At 37.8% G+C, this 21,247-nt stretch carries 22 protein-coding genes; 9 read left to right on the top strand and 13 right to left on the bottom strand.

The annotated features are described in order from the left end of the window. Positions 1 to 107: 107 nt before the first annotated feature. The 3 genes from BLR79_RS05600 to BLR79_RS05590 form a co-directional block, all read right to left on the bottom strand. Positions 108 to 881 (bottom strand): beta/alpha barrel domain-containing protein, encoded by a 774-nt coding sequence (locus tag BLR79_RS05600; RefSeq protein ID WP_234970832.1) that lies wholly within the window; start codon positions 879 to 881, stop codon positions 108 to 110. 83 nt (positions 882 to 964) lie between these two features. Further along, a complete protein-coding gene (locus BLR79_RS05595; RefSeq protein ID WP_092085679.1) occupies positions 965 to 1,354 on the bottom strand; it encodes a cupin domain-containing protein in 390 nt (129 codons plus the stop codon). 32 nt (positions 1,355 to 1,386) lie between these two features. Next, positions 1,387 to 2,349, bottom strand: a complete 963-nt coding sequence (locus tag BLR79_RS05590) for a 2-hydroxyacid dehydrogenase (RefSeq protein ID WP_092085677.1) — start codon at positions 2,347 to 2,349, stop codon at positions 1,387 to 1,389. A gap of 211 nt (positions 2,350 to 2,560) precedes the next feature. On the opposite strand from BLR79_RS05590, the gene BLR79_RS05585 reads away from it, so the two are divergent. After that, complete coding sequence (locus BLR79_RS05585; RefSeq protein WP_234970831.1) at positions 2,561 to 3,259, top strand: YggS family pyridoxal phosphate-dependent enzyme; 699 nt, start codon at positions 2,561 to 2,563, stop codon at positions 3,257 to 3,259. A 161-nt stretch (positions 3,260 to 3,420) separates the two neighbouring features. Here the strand turns inward: BLR79_RS05585 and sufB are convergent, their stop codons facing one another. The 7 genes from sufB to BLR79_RS05550 all read right to left on the bottom strand — a co-directional run bounded on the left by sufB (position 3,421) and on the right by BLR79_RS05550 (position 10,110). Continuing rightward, entirely contained in the window at positions 3,421 to 4,815 is a 1,395-nt protein-coding gene (gene sufB / locus BLR79_RS05580; protein ID WP_092085675.1) for a Fe-S cluster assembly protein SufB, read from the bottom strand. After that, a complete protein-coding gene (gene sufU, locus BLR79_RS05575) occupies positions 4,816 to 5,283 on the bottom strand; it encodes a Fe-S cluster assembly sulfur transfer protein SufU (protein ID WP_092085673.1) in 468 nt (155 codons plus the stop codon). After that, positions 5,270 to 6,526 carry an aminotransferase class V-fold PLP-dependent enzyme gene (locus tag BLR79_RS05570; RefSeq protein WP_092085671.1) on the bottom strand — a complete coding sequence of 419 codons (1,257 nt, stop codon included), beginning with the start codon at positions 6,524 to 6,526 and terminating at the stop codon, positions 5,270 to 5,272. The genes sufU and BLR79_RS05570 overlap by 14 nt, the downstream gene beginning before the upstream one ends. Then, positions 6,519 to 7,787 (bottom strand): SufB/SufD family protein, encoded by a 1,269-nt coding sequence (locus BLR79_RS05565; protein WP_092085669.1) that lies wholly within the window; start codon positions 7,785 to 7,787, stop codon positions 6,519 to 6,521. The genes BLR79_RS05570 and BLR79_RS05565 overlap by 8 nt, the downstream gene beginning before the upstream one ends. Before the next feature lies 1 nt (position 7,788). Then, positions 7,789 to 8,592 (bottom strand): Fe-S cluster assembly ATPase SufC, encoded by an 804-nt coding sequence (gene sufC, locus BLR79_RS05560; RefSeq protein WP_092085667.1) that lies wholly within the window; start codon positions 8,590 to 8,592, stop codon positions 7,789 to 7,791. Positions 8,593 to 8,707: 115 nt separating this feature from the next. Further along, positions 8,708 to 9,571 carry a DegV family protein gene (locus BLR79_RS05555; protein WP_092085665.1) on the bottom strand — a complete coding sequence of 288 codons (864 nt, stop codon included), beginning with the start codon at positions 9,569 to 9,571 and terminating at the stop codon, positions 8,708 to 8,710. After that, a complete protein-coding gene (locus BLR79_RS05550; protein WP_092085663.1) occupies positions 9,568 to 10,110 on the bottom strand; it encodes a DUF1836 domain-containing protein in 543 nt (180 codons plus the stop codon). Before BLR79_RS05550 ends, BLR79_RS05555 begins: the two co-directional genes overlap by 4 nt. A gap of 167 nt (positions 10,111 to 10,277) precedes the next feature. On the opposite strand from BLR79_RS05550, the gene BLR79_RS05545 reads away from it, so the two are divergent. Further along, positions 10,278 to 12,230 carry an acyltransferase family protein gene (locus tag BLR79_RS05545; protein ID WP_159427607.1) on the top strand — a complete coding sequence of 651 codons (1,953 nt, stop codon included), beginning with the start codon at positions 10,278 to 10,280 and terminating at the stop codon, positions 12,228 to 12,230. Positions 12,231 to 12,290: 60 nt separating this feature from the next. On the opposite strand, the gene BLR79_RS05540 is transcribed toward BLR79_RS05545, so the two are convergent. Together BLR79_RS05540 and BLR79_RS05535 are read right to left on the bottom strand one after the other, a co-directional pair. Continuing rightward, positions 12,291 to 13,484 (bottom strand): LysM peptidoglycan-binding domain-containing protein, encoded by a 1,194-nt coding sequence (locus BLR79_RS05540; RefSeq protein WP_092085659.1) that lies wholly within the window; start codon positions 13,482 to 13,484, stop codon positions 12,291 to 12,293. A 166-nt stretch (positions 13,485 to 13,650) separates the two neighbouring features. Next, positions 13,651 to 14,895, bottom strand: a complete 1,245-nt coding sequence (locus BLR79_RS05535) for an Nramp family divalent metal transporter (protein WP_092085657.1) — start codon at positions 14,893 to 14,895, stop codon at positions 13,651 to 13,653. A 227-nt stretch (positions 14,896 to 15,122) separates the two neighbouring features. On the opposite strand from BLR79_RS05535, the gene BLR79_RS05530 reads away from it, so the two are divergent. From BLR79_RS05530 to BLR79_RS05505, 6 genes are all read left to right on the top strand, one after another. Continuing rightward, positions 15,123 to 16,181 (top strand): ABC transporter permease, encoded by a 1,059-nt coding sequence (locus BLR79_RS05530; RefSeq protein ID WP_092085655.1) that lies wholly within the window; start codon positions 15,123 to 15,125, stop codon positions 16,179 to 16,181. Between the two features lie 11 nt (positions 16,182 to 16,192). Beyond that, positions 16,193 to 16,858, top strand: coding sequence for an ABC transporter ATP-binding protein (locus tag BLR79_RS05525; protein ID WP_092085653.1), 666 nt, complete (start codon positions 16,193 to 16,195; stop codon positions 16,856 to 16,858). A gap of 101 nt (positions 16,859 to 16,959) precedes the next feature. Continuing rightward, positions 16,960 to 17,835, top strand: coding sequence for a putative selenate ABC transporter substrate-binding protein (locus BLR79_RS05520; protein WP_092085651.1), 876 nt, complete (start codon positions 16,960 to 16,962; stop codon positions 17,833 to 17,835). A gap of 7 nt (positions 17,836 to 17,842) precedes the next feature. Beyond that, positions 17,843 to 18,583, top strand: coding sequence for a phosphonate ABC transporter ATP-binding protein (locus BLR79_RS05515; protein ID WP_092085650.1), 741 nt, complete (start codon positions 17,843 to 17,845; stop codon positions 18,581 to 18,583). 3 nt (positions 18,584 to 18,586) lie between these two features. Next, positions 18,587 to 19,360 (top strand): PhnE/PtxC family ABC transporter permease, encoded by a 774-nt coding sequence (locus BLR79_RS05510; protein ID WP_092085648.1) that lies wholly within the window; start codon positions 18,587 to 18,589, stop codon positions 19,358 to 19,360. Next, positions 19,360 to 20,193: a PhnE/PtxC family ABC transporter permease gene (locus BLR79_RS05505; RefSeq protein WP_159427606.1), complete on the top strand. Its 834-nt coding sequence runs from the start codon at positions 19,360 to 19,362 to the stop codon at positions 20,191 to 20,193. The genes BLR79_RS05510 and BLR79_RS05505 overlap by 1 nt, the downstream gene beginning before the upstream one ends. A gap of 42 nt (positions 20,194 to 20,235) precedes the next feature. On the opposite strand, the gene BLR79_RS05500 is transcribed toward BLR79_RS05505, so the two are convergent. Beyond that, entirely contained in the window at positions 20,236 to 20,889 is a 654-nt protein-coding gene (locus BLR79_RS05500; RefSeq protein WP_092085644.1) for a metal-dependent transcriptional regulator, read from the bottom strand. A gap of 162 nt (positions 20,890 to 21,051) precedes the next feature. On the opposite strand from BLR79_RS05500, the gene BLR79_RS05495 reads away from it, so the two are divergent. Then, positions 21,052 to 21,247: helix-turn-helix domain-containing protein (locus BLR79_RS05495; RefSeq protein ID WP_143338791.1), on the top strand; the 196-nt coding region annotated here is incomplete at its 3' end.

Below are 21,247 nucleotides of genomic sequence, written 5' to 3'. Positions count from 1 at the left end.
TAACAATTTGAAGTTTCGTTTCTAAACTATACTTGGTCATAAAAATACCCCCAAAAGTTAGATTTTTTGGTCTAACTTTTGGGGGTCGGCTCAGTAAACGGCTTTTTTTAACGATAACTTTTCATCAACGCAGCGGTAATTTCAGAATTAGTAGGTGGAGTGTAAATAATACAGTTAGCTCCTGCATGGATTGTTTCTAAAATACTCTCGCCTGTTTTACCTCCTGTAGCAATAATCGGTACGTCTAAACCGACAGTTTGACGAATATGAGCCACCAGTTCGGTTGTTCGTGCTCCGGCTGAAACGTTTAAAATATCAGCCCCAGCTTGTAATTTAGCCTTAAAGTCCGTTTCAAAGCTAGAAATGGTCGCAATAACCGGTATATCAATTAAGCGACTAATAGCTGTAATCGTCTCGCTAGCAATAGGAGCATTGACAACGACTCCATAAGCACCTAATTGTTCTGCTTCAAAGGCTAATCGCACGCTACGTTCTCCTGAGGTGGTTCCTCCACCGACACCCGTAAAAACAGGAACAGAAGCTGTATCGATGATTGCTTTCATAATAATCTCCTTTGGGGTGAAAGGATATACAGCAAAAACAGCGTGAGCATTATGATTGCGAATTAAAGCAACATCTGTTGTAAAAATAAAGGATTTAATCCGGCGACCAAAGATTTTAATACCTGAGGCTTGGTAGATTTCTGGTGGGGTCTCAATAATACGAGTGTGCAACTCGGAGCGAAACGTAGGAATCATACGATCTTTTGTACTTGAGATGTCTTCAATCGACACAAATCGTTTCTTTGACAAAGTTGTATCAAAGTTTACTGTTTCATAAGGCATAACATTGACTTCATGCTGAGATGTTTTACGGTCCATAACTGACTCCTTTCACTTGTAACTTTTCTATTATAGCAAAAAAAAGAGCTCACGAGTAAAAATCTCGTCAGCTCTTTGTCGTTTTATTGATGTTCGTGTGGAATGAAACCAATTGGAGTTGGTCCTGCAATACCTAGCATGACAAAATCTTCGTCAAATGTATTGACCATTCCGTGTTTTTCTCCTGGTCTTGACACAACGATGTCGCCCGCTTCGATGATAGTTCTTTCATTACACTCACCGTAAAACTCTGCTTTACCTTCAACAACAATCCAAATATCATCTGCATTTTCGTGAGAATGAATTTGTAATTCTTGTCCTGGTTTCATCGCCCAAATAGCACCCACTGTATGAGGTGTTTCATATAACATTGTTTTTGTTGCTTCTTCTTCTCTAAACACTTGAAGCTCTGGCCAGTGGAATAGTCGTTTTTGCTCTTTTAATGTATCACGAGAAATATCTTTAAATTCCATTTTATGCACTTCCTTTTTGTTTGATTAATGAATTAACGGTTAACAACGTTTTGTGGATTACCTTCTAAGAAGGCGATCGTGTTAGCGAATGCGATATCAGCACGAATTTCCATTGACTCATCGGTTAAGAATGCCACGTGAGGCGTTAAAACAGCGTTTTTCGCGCTTAATAATGGGTAATCTGCTGGAATTGGTGGCTCCATGTCGAAAACGTCTAACCCTGCTCCAGCAATGTCGCCGTTATTTAATGCTTCTGCTAGTGCTGCGTTATCGACAACAGGACCTCTTGCTGTGTTAATTAAGATCGCTGATGGTTTCATTTTCGCTAAGATGTCTTTTGAAATTAAGCCGCGAGTTGATTCCATTAATGGTGTATGTAATGAAATAATATCTGCACGCTCTGCTGCTTCTTCTAATGAAACATACTCAATACCCATTGCTTTTGCTTCATCATTTTCGTAAGCGTCTACCGCAAGGATATTTGCGCCAAATGCGTCGAATAATTTAGCAGTCATCATTCCGATTTTACCTAAACCAACAATCGCAACTGTTTTACCTTTAATTTCGCGACCTTGGAATACACCTGGGAAGTCATCTGCTTTACGGATATCCTCGTCACCTTGAGTGATTTGACGGTATACGTCTACAGTAAGACCTAAAGCTAACTCTGCTACAGCGTTGTTAGCATATCCAGCTGCGTTAGACATTAAGATGTCATCTTTATTTTTTGCTTCATCTAACCCAACATGATCAAATCCTGTAAAGGCAACGTTAATATATTTTAAGTTGTCGTTTGAATCGATCACTTCCGTTGGATATGGGTTGTTTGCGATCATAATCACATCAGCGTCTTTAGAACGCTCTTTTAATTCTTCAACGTCTGTTGTTTTTGTATCATAGTAGACAAACTCATGTCCTGCATCAATGATGGGTTGTGCTAATTTATCAATGGTTTCTTTAGAAACGTTTAATGATTCAAGTAATTTAACTAACATATTGGCTTTCCACACTTTCTTTGTTTATTTCTTAACAACTTAAGTATAAGTTATTTTTGATTTTTTGTGAATGGATGAACATTATAAAAATCTACCCCTCTTTTGTTCGCTATTAACAAATTTAAGACAACTTAGCTAACTTATTCAATCATTTGCTTATTTTGGATAGGTTTCCTAAAATACAAGAAAGAAAGACAATGGAGGTAACCTTGTGGATATATCTAAACAACAATTACAAGAGAATTTAAATCATATTGAAGAACTTATACAAGAAGCAACAAAAAAACGTCAAATTAATCAAAGCAAACCCGTTAAACTCGTGGCAGTCACAAAATATACGACCCCTGAGATGATGGAGAAGCTGTATGATTTAGGCGTTAGAGACTTTGGCGAAAATCGCAACAAACAATTACTAGAGCGAATGGATCACTTTAAAGAACAAACAGATATTGTATGGCACTTTATCGGCAACTTGCAAACAAGGCAAGTTCGAACGATCATTAATGACATTGATTATTTACATTCATTAGACCGTATGCGATTAGCTAACGAAATTCAAAAAAGAGCGACTCAGCCGGTTAAATGTTTCTTGCAACTTAATATTTCTAAAGAAGAAAGTAAAACAGGTTTTGCGGTTGAAGAACTGGATTCTGTCATTAAACAATTAGCTGACTTTGATAAAATTCAAATCGTCGGCTTAATGACTATGGCACCTTATGACGCACAACCTAATGAACTTAAAGCTATTTTTAATCAATTAGCTTACTTGCAGCAACAAATCCAAGCACTGAACTTACCTTATGCACCTTGCGATGAACTTTCGATGGGCATGTCGGGAGATTTTGTCTATGGGATTGAAGAAGGGGCTACAGTCATTCGTGTCGGCTCGGCTTTATTTAAAGAAAATTAATGAACCAAACAAATAAATGACTGTGATATAAGTCCGTGTCTTATAAAAAAATATCCCGCTAGAAAGTTTACGAAAACGATTCTAGCGGGATATTAATACCATTTAGTTATTGGATCATGTTAAAAATAGTAATGGCTCGACTTATGTCGTAGGCTTCTATTTTATCCTAAAGAGCCTTCCATTTCCCATGTAATTAAACGGTTTAGTTCAACAGCATACACCATTGGTAATTCGCGAGTAAATGGCTCGACAAATCCCATAACGATCATACTTAATGCTTGTAGCTCATCAATTCCACGGCTCATTAAATAAAAGAGTTGCTCTTGAGACACTCTTGAAACACGGGCTTCGTGCTCTAAAACGACGTCATTAGTATGAATTTCATTATAAGGATAAGTATCGGTCACGGATTCTTCGTCAAAAATAATCGTGTCACATTCAACAATTGAACGAGATCCAGATGATTCCTTACCAAAGATCACTTCGCCACGGTAATTCACTTCTCCAGTTCCTTTACCAATGGTTTTAGAGACAATGGAACTAAAGGTATTTGGAGCGCGGTGATGCATTTTTGCTCCTGTATCTTGAACTTGGTCATCGGTTGCTAAGGCAATGTTTAAGTTAATTCCTTTAGCGCGCTCGCCAACAAGTAGAGTGGCTGGGTACTTCATATTGGTTCCAGAACCAATATTTCCATCAATCCATTCCATTGTGCCATCTTCTTCAACAACGGCTCGTTGAGTCACTAAGTTATAAACGTTTTTCGACCAGTTTTGAATCGTTGTATAACGACAACTTGCTCCTTTTCCAACGAAAATCTCAACAATTGCGGCATGAAGACTGTCCGCAGCCCAAACCGGAGCCGTACATCCTTCAACGTAGTTTAAGCTCGCACCGTCATCCACAATAATTAATGTACGCTCAAATTGCCCCATCGCTGGGTCATTCATTCTAAAGTAAGCTTGTAGAGGAATTTTCACTTCGACATTTTTAGGAACGTAAATAAAAGTACCACCAGACCAAACTGCATTGTTTAAATCTGCAAATTTATTGTCGCCAATGGGAACTGTTTTGTTAAAATACTTTTTAAAAATTTCCGGATGCTCTTTTAAAGCAGTTCCAGGATCGGTAAAAATAACCCCTTGTTTTTCCAATTCTTCAACCATATTTGAATAGACGATTTCTGATTCAAACTGAGCTGAAGCTCCGGCTAAGAATTTACGTTCTGCTTCTGGAACCCCTAAACGTTCGAAGGTTTCTTTAATTTCTTCAGGGACTTCATCCCAATCTCTTACCGGACGATCCGCTGCGCTACGGTAATAAGTAATCTCATCAAATTTAATTCCTGATAAATCAGGTCCCCATGTCGGTAAAGGCTTGGAAGCAAAAGAACGATACGCTTTAACACGGTGCTCCGTCATCCACTCAGGCTCGCCCTTTAATTCACTAATACGGCGGACTTTTTCTTCATCTAACCCTTTACCAAAATCATGTTTTAATTTAGTAGGGGTACTAAAACCGTATTCATATTCTTCTGAAATCGGTAATTCTTTCATCTATTTAATCTCCTCTCTTCGATGGGTATCGCTAGATGTTTCATCAAAGTTTTGAACTGCTTTCCAAGCAAGAGTCGCACAATTAATGCGCGCTGGGAAAGTTTGCACAACTTCCAAAATCGCCGCGTCCCCTAAGGATGAATAATCCCCTTCTTGCCCTAGAACCATTTGACTAAAAAGGTCTGCACGGCGCTTTGCTTCTTCAAGAGCAATTCCTTGAAATACTTGAGTCATCATGCTAGCACTGGCTTTACTAATGGCACATCCTTGACCTGTAAAGCGCGTTTCTTCAATATATTGTTTGTCTTGATCAAAGATCAACTCGACAGTAATCTCATCGCCACAACTGGGGTTATGCATTTCAATTAAATAACTATTTTCAGTTTCTTTCAAACCGAAATGTTGCGGATGTTCATTATGTTCCATAATAACGTAACGATATAATTGATTCAGTTTAGATAAACCCATCGCCAAAAAACTCCTTTATTTCATGAATCGCTTCAATAAAACGATCCGCTTCTTCAAATGTATTATAAAAATAAAAGCTAGCTCTTAAAGTCGACTGTGCTCCCAGCCATTTCATTAATGGTTGAGCGCAATGATGCCCTGCTCTTACCGCAATGCCGAATTGATCAAATGCAGTGGCTGCATCATGAGGGTGCACTCCTTCAATATTAAAAGAAAAAATGGCACTTTCTTTATGAGTGCGACTTCCATAGAGCTGCACAAAGGGTATATCAACCAATTGTTTTAAAAGATACTCACTTAAAGCTTGTTCATAGCGGTGAATGTTATCCATGGATAAGGCATTTAAGTAGTCAAGAGCCGCTTTTAAGCCGACTGCTCCAGCAATGTGAGGCGTGCCCCCTTCTAAACGGTGAGGCAAATCAGCGTACTGACTGTGATAACAATCAACCGTTGTGATCATATCTCCTCCATATTTTTGAGGAGTCAATTCATTTAGTAAATCGTACTTTCCATAAAGAACACCTATTCCAGTTGGACCTAACATTTTATGAGCACTAAACACATAAAAATCAGCATCTAAATCTTGGACATCGACTGCCATATGAGGAACCGATTGAGCACCGTCAACCACGACAAACCCTTGGTGTTGGTGCATCAATTGGCCAATTTTTTTAATATCATTGGCTTGCCCTAAAACATTAGATACATGATTCACCGCAAAAATTCGGTGCTGTGGTGTTAATTGAGCTTTTAATCTTTCGATATCTACAGTTCCGTCCGGTGTAAGAGGAGCAAATTCTAGTTCAACGTTTAAATCTTTAGCTAACTCTTGCCAAGGAACTAAATTGGCGTGATGCTCTACTTCTGTGAGCAAAATTTTATCTCCAGGATTTAAAACATGCTTTGCCCAACCAAAGACAAGGTAGTTTATACTTTCTGTTGTACCACTTGTAAATATTATTTCTTGTTCTCTCGTAGCGTTAATAAACTCTTTAACCGCTCTACGCGCTTTTTCATAATGATTGGTGGCCCGATTACCTAACGTATGTACCCCACGGTTTACATTAGCATTGTCGTGTAAATAAAAGTCCCGGATCGCTTCGATGACTTGTAGCGGCTTTTGAGTGGTCGCCCCGTTATCTAGATAAATAAGCGGTTCATCATTAATCTTTTGATCTAAAATAGGAAAATCATTTCGAGTCGCTTCCATTTGCTGTTTTAACTCATGTAATGAATTAGTCATTGCCAATGAGCCTTTCATCAACTACTTTAATAATTTCATCTTGTAGTGAACGGTCGCGAATGCGTTCAATAATAACTCCTAAAAACCCGCGTGCTACTAGTTGCTCTGCTACACGACGAGAAATCCCACGACTCATTAAATAGTGAAGTTGATCTTGGTCGAGCTGGCCTGCACTGGCTGAGTGTCCGGCAGTGACTTCAAATTGGTCAATAAATAATAGAGGGTTAACGTCGCCTCTTGCTTTTTCAGATAACATTAAAATACGACTAGTTTGACGGCCGTCAGAAAACTTCGCTCCGTGGTCAATGGATGTAATTCCGTTAAAGGATAAAAAGGCCTCATCTAACACAGCAGCGTGTTGTAAAATATGTCCGATCGTATGTTGGGCGTCATTAATCGTTTGTGTGTTAAAGCCTTTCTTTTGAGAGCCAGTGGCGACACTTAAAATTTCTAACTCACCTTCGCCGCCTTCTTTTAAAGCATCTAAGCTATAGTCGCCCAATGTGTTCCCCTTAGATAACGCAGCCGTTGTCCAACGCATTTGGCTATTGCGACCAATTTCAGCAAATCCTGATAAATAAGCCGTCGCTTCAGTCCCTAACTGGTCTATACTAACAAAATCAACTTTAGTGTTATCTCGGGTCACTAAGTGAGTAAAAATATTGGCTAAATTATTTTGATCGCCATAACTTGTTAAATTCTCAAAGATTTCTACTTGCGCGCCTTCTTCAACAAAAACAAGTAAATATTCCATTAAAGAGTGTTTTCTTGTATTATCCATCCATGTTTCTAACAAAACAGGACCTTCTAACACAGCGTTTTTAGGAATATAAACGAAAGTCCCCGCCGTTAAGTAGGCAAATAGTTGAGCATGCATATTATGATCTTTTTCTTTTAGTTGATACATGGCTTCTTTAACTAAAGACTCATGATCATGAATCGCAGTCCATAAGTCCTCAATAATAACGCCTTTTTCTTTCCACGCTTCATCTAACTGAATGGCTACCGAATCATTCCCTACACGAACGCAAGCAGCTTTATTGTCTGGATTAGTTACAATGGGAGTTTTAGGCCAGTTTTCAACGGGCATTAAATCTAAAGTAACTTCTTTTAAATCCCAATCTTTAAAAGGAAAACGCTCGTAAATAGGCCAATCAGCCGTTTGGTATAATTCGAGAGCTTCTTTTCGAAGAGTTATAAACCATTCCGGAGCTCCTTTAGATAAGGCATAGTCTAAAGATGGTTGGAATAATTCTTCCATACTATTCGACTCCTTTCGCACCAGGTTCTTGAGCTAATTGTTCCTTCGTCATTTCATAACCTAACTCATCCATTAACCCTTTATATCCTTCTTTTTCTAGTTGTTTAGCTAAATCAGCGTCTCCAGAAGTCACAATCTTGCCGTCCATCATAATGTGAACAAAATCCGGTTCAACGTAGTCTAATAGACGTTGATAGTGAGTAATCATTAAACAACCAAAGTCTTCGCCACGCATGGAGTTAATTCCTTTAGCGACAACTTGTAAAGCGTCAATATCTAACCCAGAGTCGATCTCATCCAAAATACCAAAGGTCGGCTCTAACATCATCATTTGTAAAATTTCGTTACGTTTCTTTTCTCCTCCAGAGAATCCTTCATTTAAGTAACGTTCTGCCATTTCTTCGGGCATATCTAATTCACTCATCACGCGGTCTAATTTTTGAATGAATTGAACCACATTAATCGGATCGTCTTCAGCTCGCTTAGCATTCATCGCTTGGCGTAAAAATTCTGCATTCGTCACTCCTGCAATTTCACTTGGATATTGCATCGCTAAAAACAAACCAGCTACGCCACGCTCTGAAACTTCCATTTCTAAAACATTTTGGTCGTCTAACCAAATCTCGCCTTCAGTGACTTCATAACTTGGGTGTCCCATAATAACAGCGGCTAAAGTTGATTTACCCGTTCCGTTTGGTCCCATAATCGCATGAACTTCACCCGTATTAATGGTTAAGTTAACCCCTTTTAAAATCTCGTTACCTTCAACACTTGCGTGTAAATTTTTAATTGTTAATGTATGCATCACTACGCCTCTTTTCTTAATATAGTCTCTTCTATAGTATAGCTAAAAATAAGTGAAATTGATAAAATTAAGCTTAAAAAAATCGACTCTCATCATGAGAATCGATTAATCAGATTTAGTCTAAATAATAATAGGCAGCACCTAAAGATTTCGGTCCACCGTGAACTCCTAATACCGGTGTTAAATCCAGTTCAATATATAATTGAGACGCCTCAATATAAGGAGCTAATTGTTCTTTTAATTGAGCTAACTCTTTATTGTTTCCGCCAGCGAATAAACTTAAATAATAAGGACGCGTTGGGTCCAATTCTTCTTCAAGAACTTTTACTAATTCTTGAAAGCTACGTTTGACGCCTCGGACACGTTTTTGGATGTCTAATTCTCCTGTTGAAACATCGGCTTTAAGAACTGGTTGAATATTTAATAGAGAACCGATCGCACCTGCTAATTTATTTAATCGTCCACCTTTAACAACGTATTTCAGCGTTCTAAATACGGCGTAGACCCCACTATCAGGTACTTTATTTTGAATAATTTGAGCTACTTGATCTAACGTCATGTGTTCATTACGCAGTTGACTAGCCCAAATCGCTGTTAATACACCGACAGCCCCTACACTTTGATCGTCGACAATTTCCATTTGAAAATCAGTCACGTCACGCTTAATTAAGTTAAGTAATTCATACATCCCTGTTAATTGGCGAGACGTGGTAATGAACAAAGCGCCTTCATATCCTTTTTCTTTTAATGTTTCAATTCGTTCGCTGACATAAGCTGGACTTGGAATACCTGATAATACTTGGTCATATTGGTCCATTTGTTCAAAAAATTCGCGGCTCGTAATCTCTACTAAATCAACGTAAGTCTTATCGCCTAATTGAACATTATATAACAACAGCTCTAAATCATACTTTTCAGCTAATTCAAAGTTAACATTCGTGGACGTATCGACCACAATCGCAAAACGTGCTTGATTCATTCTAAAATCTCCTTTAACAATCCATCGTGATTAAGTATTTTTTCAACAATTAAAATATTAACGTAAGCTTGGGACACTAGATGTAATGCCAGTAGTTCTTTCGTTGTGTTATAAGCATGAAAATGATAGTGGTCTGTTGATAAACCACTTTCAATCGCACTTCCTAAATGATTAATATGAACACTGAGTACTTGAACGAAATTATCGTAAGCTTGTCGCTCGGTTTGATCCAACCGTTCAATCATCGAAGTCACTCCTAATTGGAAGTTTTTAGTTGGAATGACTTGCTTAAGTAATGTAAGAGAAATTAAATAAGCAATGTGACGGGCATAATATTTACGCTTATGAGCTGCTGGAACCAATTCCAACTTAACGTAATTTTGAATCATCGTTGCGGTAAGCGCCTCTCCTTCAAAAAGTATCGGCTCAAGGGTGTAGTTAACGTAATCCACTACTTGTTGACTGAATAATCCAATGTCAGGTAACTCTTCAAAGGTAGGCAATTTAAATGTCTTTAGACGTTGGTAAGAAGTCATCATTACTGCTCCTAATAGTTTTGTTTACTCTTTAATCTAGTTTCAATTACTACATCACGTTTTATTGTAAAGGGTTACAAGGCTGTTGTCAATCTTTAAAAATTATAAATGTTTTATATAATGAAAATATGGTAAACCCAACAGTGACATTAAATATTAGGAGGCGTTTTATGAAACGTTCGTATGTGTTAGATAGATTGAAAGCTCTATCTATTTTATTCATTATTTGTTATCATCTCTGGCCTTCTATTTTTCCAGGGGGCTTTTTATTTGTTAACACCTTTCTTGTGTTAGCTGGTTTCTTTGCGGTTAGACGGTTAGAAAAATTAACCGAATTAAAAGAAATTAAACCGTTGTTGAGCCACATTGGAAAAGTAGTCCTTCGTCTATGGATTCCTTTATTCGCGATGATTGCTGTTGTCATTTCAGTGATCTTTTTATCAGGATCCCTTCAATTAAAGAGTCTGCATTTAGATACATTGACGAGTTTATTCTTTTTAAATAACTGGTACCAACTCCAATCGGAGCGATCTTACTTTATGGATATGGCAGTTCAGTCGCCGTTTGCTCACTTATGGTACGTCGCGATTTATTTCCAATCTTTTCTTTTATCTGCTGGAATTATTAAAGTCACTAATCAGTTCAAGTTAGACCGATCCATTAAAATGTTCATCTGGCTTGGTTTACTGGCAATCAGTCAATCATTGTATTTCCTTTGGTACACTCCAGGAGCTGATCCTTCTAATGTGTATTACAGTCTGTGGACACGTTTTTCATCTTTTGCAGGAGGAGTACTTCTTTATTACGCTCTTCCTTACGTCGACGCGGTATTAAGTAGTGTAGGAAAAAGAACACTGGATCAGTTTAAAGATGTTCTTTTAGGACTGTCTTTATTTTGTATGATTGGCTTAAGTTTTATTGTTTCTGATCAGTCACCTTTAACTTATTTAGTGTGGCTTAATTACTTTAATTTATTAACCTTAATTTTTGTATGGGCTGCGCGTAATCAACATCTGATTTTTTCTAAGTGGCTTGACCAAACTCATTTCCATCGTCTCGGTCTAGCAACTTACAGTATCTATTTATGGTACTATCCACTAATTGTTTTAGCACAAAAAAATATTAGACTAATTCAAACTTATCTAACCCACTATGAATTTTTAGTTTTCGTGGCCATTTTAGGAGTGGGACTGGCCCATTACTTTTTAATTGAAAAGAACACACAAAATCTTGTAACATGGAAAAAACCAAAAAATCAGCGTTGGGATCAAGGACTCTTTACTGCTTTAACTCTTTTATTTTTAATTGCGATGACCCAATCAGGGGATCAAAAACCGATCGCTTTATTTAAGTTGGAGCACCAAGAATTCCAAGCAAAACAAAATGCCTTTAACACACCCTTTCCAGGCACGAAAACAGTGGTGGAAACAACAGAGTGGGCTAAAGATTTTGATCAACGATTCCAAACAGACTTTTCTTATACACCAACACCAAGATTTAATACAAAAGCACTTCTAGCAAAACTGGAATCGCCAGATCAAATAGAATTAACGCCAGAACAAGAAGCCTATATTGAAGAATTAAAAGAACTTGATCCAGAATTATTCGATATGTTGACTTTACCAGAGATTTTATATGCTTCTTCTGTGCCGGTGACTTACTTTGGTGATTCACTCGCTCAAGGAAATGCATATACCTTCCGACTTCTTTTTGCTGAAGGAAATGCTTATGGACATAAAAGCCTTCAAATTTGGTACAGCTATCCTTACTTCCAAGAGTTAATGGATGACGGCGAACTTCACGAAAATGTTGTTATTAACTTAGGAACAAATGCAGGACTCGATGAAGAAGGAGTTACTGAACTCGTTGATATGTTAGGTGATCGGACAATATACTTTGTCAATACCACCTCAGCAGTAGACCACTTACAACAAGTTAACGATACAATTAAATGGGCAGAAAAAGAATTTCCAAATGTTCATGAAATCGATTGGTATACAGAGTCTTTAGGACACGCTGATTATTACATTGAAGATGATATTCACTTGAATCCTAAAGGAGCCGACTATTACGTTGCTTTAGTGGCTAGAACAATGTACGAACACGATCATCCGGGACAATAACCCTTAACAAAAACCCCATCCGATTTTCCGGATGGGGTTTGTTATTTATTGATTAATATTTTATGGATGGAATGATACGTGAACGTGGTCGTAATGGTTTTCTGTAATACTTCCACGGTCTTCCATTGGTGTCCAAGTATAGTTCCAGTCACCATAAATTTGTTGCTTCCAAATAATATAACTAATATTATTTTCAGCCATATTCGCAACTGAGTAATCTGCGATAGCATCACCTTTTGCTGCGTCTTCATAAACCATAAAGTCGATGGCTAAACCTTGTCCATGATCTTGAGGATCTCCAGGACGGTAGCCGCTGAATTGAGTCACATCATATTGTTGTGCAACTTCTTCTTTAAATTGCATAACGTGAGGTTGTAAACCATAGTTTGAAGGATCGTTTGGATCCGGTGTATAAGTTTGCTCAACTTCTGGAGCTGGCTCAGACGTTACGATATCTTCTTCGTCCAATGTTGATTCTGCTTCAATTTGCTCTTCAACATCTTCTAACATAGACTCTTCATATTCAGTATCTTCAGTTTCTTGTTGTTCTGCTGATACTTCAGGCGCTGTTTGTTCTACAACTTCTAATGAAGATTCTGGCGCTTCTTCTGGCTCAACCGTTGTTTCAGGAGCTTCTTGTTGTTCTACTTCTAAAGAAGACTCTGGGACAACTTGGTCAGCTTCTGGTTGAACTACTTCTACTTGTGGAGCTTCTAATTCAACTTGCGGTGTTTCTTCTACCACAGGTTTATTAGTTACTTGTGTTCCTACTTGTGGTGCTTGAGCGTTCCACTCATCAACTGGTTCAATGATCGTTTGAACTTCTGGTGTGAAGATTGCTAAATGAGCTGGCGCTTGTGAAGCCACTACTTCTTCTTGCGCTACTTCAACTGGGAACTCTTGAACGTGTCCATCAGGAGATTGTACTTGAATACTTTCTACCTCGTGGTCAGCATTTAACCAAACAGTTAAAACCGTTCCTTCAACAATTAAGTCAACATCTGAAATCTCATTAATTTGAGCTAAATGGTACATATCAATATCCATCGCATCAGCAATAACACTTAACGTATCGCCAAATTTAACGGTATAAGTTAATTTGTTACCTTCAACAATTAAATCTTCTTTTACTTGTTCAACCGTGCGAGGTGCCCACTCTTCTTGAGCTGTTTCTTGAGCCATCGCAAATGAACTGTGTGTTAATAATCCAAGTACTGATGTACTTACTAATAGCGTTTTACGCAAATTAAACATGTTTTTATCACCTTTATTAATATAATTAGTTGGTTTGTTTTTTAATTCTTCTACACTTTAACAGCTAATCTTTATTAATACAAGGGAATATTTTGTTCTTAAACGTTTTGTATTCTGTTTGTAATATAAGAAAAATCACCCTCCAATAACGAAGGGTGATGTAACATTAGAAGAATAACGTTGATAAAGCGTTAAGAACCGTTCGTCCACCTAAGAAGAACATGACAATCAAAACAATGACACCTAATATGTTTTGTAGCGTTGTATTTTTATGGTTTCCTAATGCACCCCGATTCGCTGCTAGTAAGAAAAGTACTGAAATAATCGGTAAGGAAACACCGCTGACCGCTTGGGCGAACAAAATAATCGGCACAGGTGTCGTTCCAAAGTAAGCTAATGCTGTACCAAATAAGACAATAGTTGCGGCTACCATCTTTGGTCGCTTGTCGTCTGGAGACGTCCAATTAAAAATACGGCGCGTAATATGACCACACATATAAGGAGTAGCTGTTGATGAAGAAAGTCCTGCTAATAATAACCCCGTTGCTCCAAACATTCGCGCACCCGTTCCTAAAATAGGCTCTAATGACTCAACAAACACAATAGGACTGGTTACTTCTGTTCCTGTTCCAAATAAAGTAGCTGAGGTTGTAATAATTAAACCTAATGTCATTAATACCCCTAAAGAAACGTTCATACCACTATCAAAATAAGCATCTTCTAACAAAATCTCTTCATTAGAAGTTTGATCATGGGCCCATTTTTCTTCTGACGCGACCGAATGGAATACTAAGTTAATCGCAATAATCGTCGTTCCAATTAAGGCAATCGTCGTCACCATTCCTCCGTCAGGAATCGATGGAATTAATCCACTTAAAACAGCTCCAAAGTCAGGTTTTACTAAAATAGCTGTCGCCACAAAAATAATTCCCATTAAAGCAACAAATAATTGCATAATAATCTCAACTAATTTTGGCGTTGATGAAATAACAAATAGTAATGAAATACCACCTGTAATAAGCGCAGCCATTTGTGTACTCATCCCGGTTAAATCACTTAATCCGGTGGTCGCCCCAATTAAGTTACCTGATTCAAAACCAAATCCGGTAAGAATGACGACTAGCGTCACTAATGTATAAATAAAATATTTCCAAGATTTATGACGGCTAAACATATCGATACTTGAAGCAATAACGTTTTGCTTACCAAAAATCGCAATTCTTGACGCCATATTCATAATAACAATCGAAGCAATTCCCGAAAACACTACAGCCCATAACAAAGCATAACCAAAGTTAACTCCTGCATTCGTTGCGGTCGTGATGGTTCCAGGTCCAATAAATGCACTCGTAATAACTGCGCCCGGACCGGCCGCTTTAATCTTTTCTATTAACGTTTTACGTTGATTCATCTTCTCATCTCCTTATATTTTCTTATTCTCATTATATCATTTTGATTGTGTACTCATTCACCAATTCTTCTCCTCTTCTTTGTCCATCGTGATGAAAAGGCTTTCTGATTCAAAATTTAATTTTTTCATAACCACGACTTTATGATTGCTTTTTTCGTGTCATAGGTTTATGATTATTTTTGTTAAAAAGTGACACAGTGTCATAAAAGTAAAAGAGGAGTTTTATTATGTTTTTAGCTTTTAAAGAAATTCAATTTTCAAAATTTAAATACTTATTAGTTGTCGGATTATTATTTCTCATTTCCTACTTAGTGTTTTTTCTAAGCGGATTAGCCAATGGTTTAGCTCAGTCTAACCGTTCAGCCATTGACGAATGGCAAGCTGATCATATCGTTCTCGCCAGTGGTGTGGAACATCGCTTACCTATGTCTTTGTTTGACCCTTCTTTATTCGATCAAGTGACGGCGGATGATAAAACCGCCATCAGTGTTCAAGCTGTTTTGTTCGATGAAACAAAGGATCAAAATTCCCTATCAGCTCAATTGATTGGTATTGATAAAGATTCCTTCGTCGCACCTCATCTTATTGAAGGACGTCTCTTTGAAAAGGCACAGGAAGTCGTTGTTGATGAAACTTTTTTAAATAATAACCAATTAAAATTAGGCGACACTTTATCCATCAAAAATTCAAAAGAGCAATTAACGATTGTCGGAATTACAAAAGGCCACCAATTAAGTGTCCAACCCGTTATTTATATTAATCGCCAAGACTTTACACAATTGACATCTACATTTGGTTCTAAAGAGCACCCCCTTGTTTCAGCTATTGTAACGCGTGGAGCTACTTCTCTAGCGACAAATGACTTGGAAGCTAGCGACACCGAAGCGTTTATTCAAGATCTTCCCGGATACCGGGCGCAAAATTTAACATTTGCTTTAATGATTGGCTTTTTAGTCGTCATCGCAGCTGTTGTGATCAGTATTTTCATTTATGTTTTGACATTACAAAAAGAAAGTGTCTTTGGCATTTTGAAAGCTCAAGGGATTTCAAATGGTTATTTAATTCGTTCTGTCATTGACCAAACTATTCTATTAGCCGGAGCGGGCGTATTAATCGGAGTGGGGCTTACTTATGGGTCAGGATACATTTTGCCGAGTGCGGTTCCCTTTACAATAAATCATTTATTCGTTGCTGTAATCGCAGGGTCGATTTTACTTTTTGCTTTATTAGGTGGTCTATTTTCTAGTCGCATGATTACAAAAATTGACCCCCTCGAAGCCATTTAGGAGGATATATTATGGAAGCCATTCAATTTCAACACGTCACCAAACAATTTAAACAAGGATCAGATACATTTGATGCTTTAAAGGAAACTAATTTAACCATTGATAAAGGAGAATTTGTCGCAATTATCGGCCCTTCTGGTTCAGGAAAATCCACTTTTCTTACCTTAGCAGGTGGCTTACAACAACCGACCCAAGGCCGTATCCTAATCAACCAAAAAGACATTACCACCCTATCTCAAAATCAATTAAATACATTGCGCTTTAATGAAATCGGCTTTGTTCTTCAAGCATCTAATTTAGTTCCTTATTTAACGGTGGATGACCAATTTAAATTTATTGACCAATTTCGCAAAGAAAAAAATTCAACCTTTAAAAAAGAATTATTGGATCAATTAGATATTGCCTCACTCTCTCGTAAATATCCTGAAGAGTTGTCCGGTGGCCAACGCCAACGTGTAGCAATCGCCAAAGCTTTGTATAACGATCCTTCCGTCATTTTAGCCGATGAACCGACCGCTTCTTTAGATACAGATCACGCCTATGAAGTCGTTAATATTCTTTCTAAACAAGCTAAATATTTAAACAAAGCCATTATTATGGTCACCCATGATGAACGGCTCATTGATACCTGTGATCGAGTCTTTAAAATGGTAGACGGCCAGTTAGCTGAACAATAATTTGCTAAAGCACCTCTTACTTTAAGGGGTGTTTTTAATTGTAACGACTCTAGATAAAAGGTATGATAAAGTATATTTATATTTGAGGAGGATTTATATTAATGAAGAAACTTATTCGTATTATGATGATTTTAGGATTAGGTTTTAGTGTATTAAGTGGACTTAGTCTTTCGGCTGTCGCTCAAGATAAGCCTGTTCTTAAAATTTCTGCCATTCCTGATTTTGATCAAACGGCTTTGACGAAAGGGTTTGGAAGTTTCGCTGATTATTTAGCCAAAGAGTTAGATATGAACGTCGAATACGTTCCTGTCACTGACTACACGGCAGTTGTAACAGGATTCGACCGTGGTGATATTGACCTTGCTTGGTTTGGAGGACTCACCACCGTTCAAGCTCAAGCAATCAATGACAAAGCCGAAGCAATTGCTCAACGACCAATGGATGCGGAATTTAAATCCCATTTTATTAAACATAAAGATGTCGCCATTGACTCTTTAGAAGATTTAAAAGGCCATTCTTTTACTTTTGGATCGGAATCTTCTACTTCTGGTCACTTAATGCCTCGTTACTTTTTAGAAGAAGCAGGTATTAACCCTGAAACAGACTTTGATGGATTGCCGTTGTATTCAGGTTCTCATGATAAAACAATGGCTTTAGTCGAAGCAGGTACAGTAGATGCTGGAGCCGTTAACCAACAATATTGGCAACAAGCCCTTGAAAATGGCGAAGTAAATACCGACTTAATTGAATCTTTCTACGTCACGCCTGACTACTACGACTATAACTGGACAGTGGGCGATGTCGATGCTAAATTCGGCCCAGGTACAAAAGATAAGATTAAAGCAGCGATTTTAAAAGCAACGCCAGCTGATTCATCAGTTTTAGAATTACTCTCTACTGATAAATTCATTGAAACTAACAATGAAAATTATCAAAAAATCGAAAAAGTTGCTCGCGATTTAGGTTTAGTTGAATAGGTGCCCTATGGTTGAACAACCTCTTTTAACAGTAGAGCACATCTTTAAATATCATGGAAAATTACTGGCGGTGGATGATGTCTCATTCACCGTTTTTCCAGGCGAAAAAGTGGCCCTAATTGGTTCGTCCGGTTCAGGTAAGACGACGCTGTTGAATTTGTTAGTTAAATTATCCCATCCAACGAAAGGTTCGATTTATCTCAAAGACCGACCTATTCAATCCATTCCTTCGGCCAAAGAATATGCTCAATGGGTCGGACTGTTACCTCAGCAATTTAACTTAATTCCTACATTAAGCGTCTTACACAATGTTCTTGTAGGAAGAATGAATCAATGGGGAACGGCTAAAGCCTTATGGTCGTTACTAGTCCCACAAGAACGAAAGATTGCCTCTGCAGCCCTTAGTAAAGTTGGACTTAGCGATAAGGAAACAACCTTAGTCCAACATTTATCCGGCGGACAACAACAACGGATAGCCATTGCTCGCCTATTGATGCAAAATCCGCAACTTGTTTTAGCTGACGAGCCGGTCGCTTCTTTAGATCCAGCTAATGCTCGTCAAATATTAGAATTATTAACACAAGTGACAGACCCAACTCAAACGCTGATCGCTTCAATTCATTCCACTGATTTAGCCTTAACTTACTTTGATCGCATCATTGGTCTAAAAGAAGGTCGTCTAGTCTTCGATACTTCTTGTCAACAAGTAACCCAAGAGATGTTAGATCATCTTTATCAAGGAGGGTAACCATTGAATTTATCGGTGAAATACCCACGTCTTATCGTTTCTTTTATTCTTTTTAGTTGCGTTATTTTAAATTTTTGGTCTATTGATTGGCCGACCCCTTTAATGAATCCCGGCGGAAAAGTTCTGTTAATGAAGATGTGGCAAGGTTTGATTCACTTAGATATAACAAAGTCTACTTTGATGACTGGCCTTCATGGACTATGGGTGACCTTATCTTACGCTTTAGCCGCTATTTCTTTAAGTAGTTTACTGGCGTTAGTTTTGTCTTTTTTAGCCTCAAATCTTTGGGGTGTTCACCCTTTATTGGCTCAATTAACGTGGATGGTTATTCGCGGGTTACGGGCTGTTCATGAATTAGTTTGGGCTTGGCTATTCGTCACTTCCATCGGTCTAACCCCTTGGTCAGGCATTTTAGCTCTAACACTACCTTATACGGGTTACTTAGCTAAAATTTATACTGAATTATTACAAGAAGTCCCGCAATCTACCATTGAAACACTTAAAACTTGTGGAGCTAACCCACTACAAATATTTTTTTATGGCTATTTACCTTTAGCTTTTCCAGAAATGTTAAGTTATACAATGTACCGACTAGAGTGTGCCATTCGCTCTTCTTCCGTTTTATCCTTTGTAGGATTAGGGGGCATTGGCTTTCATATTCAGTTAGCCCTTCAAGATATGCGTTTTAATGAGGTGTGGACATACTTACTTTTATTGACTCTTCTTATTTGGCTAATTGATCAATGGGGACACGCGATAAGGACGGTGTCAATTTAGTGATACAAAAAATAAAAAAACAATGGATTAAGTTTTCTTTCCTTGCTTTAATTACCCTCACGCTACTCGCTTGGATAAGCTTAATTCCATCCTTAGACTTTTTATTTCAAAAGGAGTATTGGCTCAATTTTAAAATCTTTAGCAACAATTTGTTAGGTTTCAATAAATCATCCATTGCCTTTTTAAGTAAAAAAAAATGGCTCATCGCTTTAGAAGAGACACTGGAAACTTTAAAAATGAGTCTTCTTGCGATCACGATCGCGACGTTTATCGCCTTACCCTTTGCCTTACTGACGGCTCGTAACTACGCTTTTGGATCTTTAACGCTACATACATCCAAACCGAAACGATTGCTTTATTATGTCACGCGCTTCATTGTTTTAGTGTTTAGAAGTGTGCCTGAAGTGATGTGGGCGATGATTTTTATTTATCTTTTCAAACCCGGTATCCTCCCCGGAGCCCTTGCTTTAGGGATTCATAATGCGGGAGTGTTGAGTAAACTGATCAGTGAACTCATTGAAGAAATAAACCCTAAACCCATTCAACAACTGGTCACTCAAGGAGCAAGTCTTATGACGTTACAATTTTACGGATTCATTCCTTTATTAATGGCCAAAACGTTAACTTATATATTGTATCGTCTAGACAACATTGTTCGCTCATCTTTAATTGTCGGATTAGTTGGAGCAGGCGGGTTAGGGATGCAGTTTCGTTTAGCAATGAGCTTTTTCAAATATACTCATATTACGCTCTATTTAATGTGTTATTTATTATTAGTTTTTCTTATTGATGGAATCAGTAATCAACTTAAACGTCTCATTCGTTTTATTTAAGAACGTAAAAAAGCTTTCGCTCCTCTGGCGAAAGCTCTTTTTTTAAATAACTTCAACAAAAATAGATTGCGTTAATATTGGACTTAACAGAATTTGTTGTCCTTGTTCATCTTTTAATACAATACTGCCGTCTAAGGCTTCTTGACGAACCACAGTATATGTTTTGCCAAGAGTCATGCCAATATTTTGCACATAAGAAAGAACCTCTTGACTATCCACTACTTCTCTAATTTTGACTTGGCTTCCTAATTCTACGCTAGAAAGAATGACGGTCGATTCATCAATCATTTGTCGATCGTGCCACGAAGGAATTAAGGCGCCGTGAGGGTCATATTTAGGACGGCCCAAATAATCATAAAGACGCTCGATTAATCGATCACTGGAAGCATGTTCTAGGTGGTCTGCTTCTTCATTCACTTCATCCCAATTATATTTCAAAATGTCATATAAAAACACTTCCCAAATACGGTGCTTACGTACTAAATTGATAGCTTCTTGATGACCTTTTTCGGTTAATACCACCCCGCGATAAGGAGTGTAATTTAATAATCCGTCTTTTTCTAAACGGTTATTCATCTCCGTTGCTGAAGCGCCAGTAATATTTAATACATCAGTAATTTGTTTATTGGATACGTGACGTTCTACGCCTCCTAGCTCGTAGACCGCTTTTAAATAATTTTCTTTATTTGGCGTCATCTAACCCCTCCTCTTTTGTATAGTATAACATATTTTTTTATACCAATTCGCATTTATGTAAGGGTATCATACATATGTGACACGAAAACATAAAAAAAAGAGGAGCTTCTGGTACACTATATCTAGACAAAATAAAAACCATAGTGTGAAAGGAAGCTCCCCATGAAGTCAATTATAACAGAAGAAATGCGATATAGGCAAAAAGTTGTTGAGTATGCGGAAAAATATGATAATAACGCCAAAGCAGCCCGTCGTTATGGCACAAGCCGTCAAAATGTCCAACGTTGGCGCAAGCGTTACGATAAGACGTGGGATAGCTTACGTAACAAAAGTCGCCGTCCTCACAGTCATCCAAACC

The sequence above is a fragment of the Dolosicoccus paucivorans genome, from assembly GCF_900100125.1.
Taxonomy (GTDB): Bacteria; Bacillota; Bacilli; order Lactobacillales; family Aerococcaceae; genus Dolosicoccus; species Dolosicoccus paucivorans.
This window is presented reverse-complemented; position numbering and strand designations above follow the sequence as displayed.

Coding starts and splice junctions, on each gene's coding strand:
- BLR79_RS05600 (WP_234970832.1), bottom strand. CDS start 881: ATGGACCGTAAAACATCTCAGCATGAAGTCAATGTTATGCCTTATGAA.
- BLR79_RS05595 (WP_092085679.1), bottom strand. CDS start 1,354: ATGGAATTTAAAGATATTTCTCGTGATACATTAAAAGAGCAAAAACGA.
- BLR79_RS05590 (WP_092085677.1), bottom strand. CDS start 2,349: ATGTTAGTTAAATTACTTGAATCATTAAACGTTTCTAAAGAAACCATT.
- sufB (WP_092085675.1), bottom strand. CDS start 4,815: ATGAAAGAATTACCGATTTCAGAAGAATATGAATACGGTTTTAGTACC.
- sufU (WP_092085673.1), bottom strand. CDS start 5,283: ATGGGTTTATCTAAACTGAATCAATTATATCGTTACGTTATTATGGAA.
- BLR79_RS05570 (WP_092085671.1), bottom strand. CDS start 6,526: ATGACTAATTCATTACATGAGTTAAAACAGCAAATGGAAGCGACTCGA.
- BLR79_RS05565 (WP_092085669.1), bottom strand. CDS start 7,787: ATGGAAGAATTATTCCAACCATCTTTAGACTATGCCTTATCTAAAGGA.
- sufC (WP_092085667.1), bottom strand. CDS start 8,592: ATGCATACATTAACAATTAAAAATTTACACGCAAGTGTTGAAGGTAAC.
- BLR79_RS05555 (WP_092085665.1), bottom strand. CDS start 9,571: ATGAATCAAGCACGTTTTGCGATTGTGGTCGATACGTCCACGAATGTT.
- BLR79_RS05550 (WP_092085663.1), bottom strand. CDS start 10,110: ATGATGACTTCTTACCAACGTCTAAAGACATTTAAATTGCCTACCTTT.
- BLR79_RS05545 (WP_159427607.1), top strand. CDS start 10,278: ATGAAACGTTCGTATGTGTTAGATAGATTGAAAGCTCTATCTATTTTA.
- BLR79_RS05540 (WP_092085659.1), bottom strand. CDS start 13,484: ATGTTTAATTTGCGTAAAACGCTATTAGTAAGTACATCAGTACTTGGA.
- BLR79_RS05535 (WP_092085657.1), bottom strand. CDS start 14,895: ATGAATCAACGTAAAACGTTAATAGAAAAGATTAAAGCGGCCGGTCCG.
- BLR79_RS05530 (WP_092085655.1), top strand. CDS start 15,123: ATGTTTTTAGCTTTTAAAGAAATTCAATTTTCAAAATTTAAATACTTA.
- BLR79_RS05525 (WP_092085653.1), top strand. CDS start 16,193: ATGGAAGCCATTCAATTTCAACACGTCACCAAACAATTTAAACAAGGA.
- BLR79_RS05520 (WP_092085651.1), top strand. CDS start 16,960: ATGAAGAAACTTATTCGTATTATGATGATTTTAGGATTAGGTTTTAGT.
- BLR79_RS05515 (WP_092085650.1), top strand. CDS start 17,843: ATGGTTGAACAACCTCTTTTAACAGTAGAGCACATCTTTAAATATCAT.
- BLR79_RS05500 (WP_092085644.1), bottom strand. CDS start 20,889: ATGACGCCAAATAAAGAAAATTATTTAAAAGCGGTCTACGAGCTAGGA.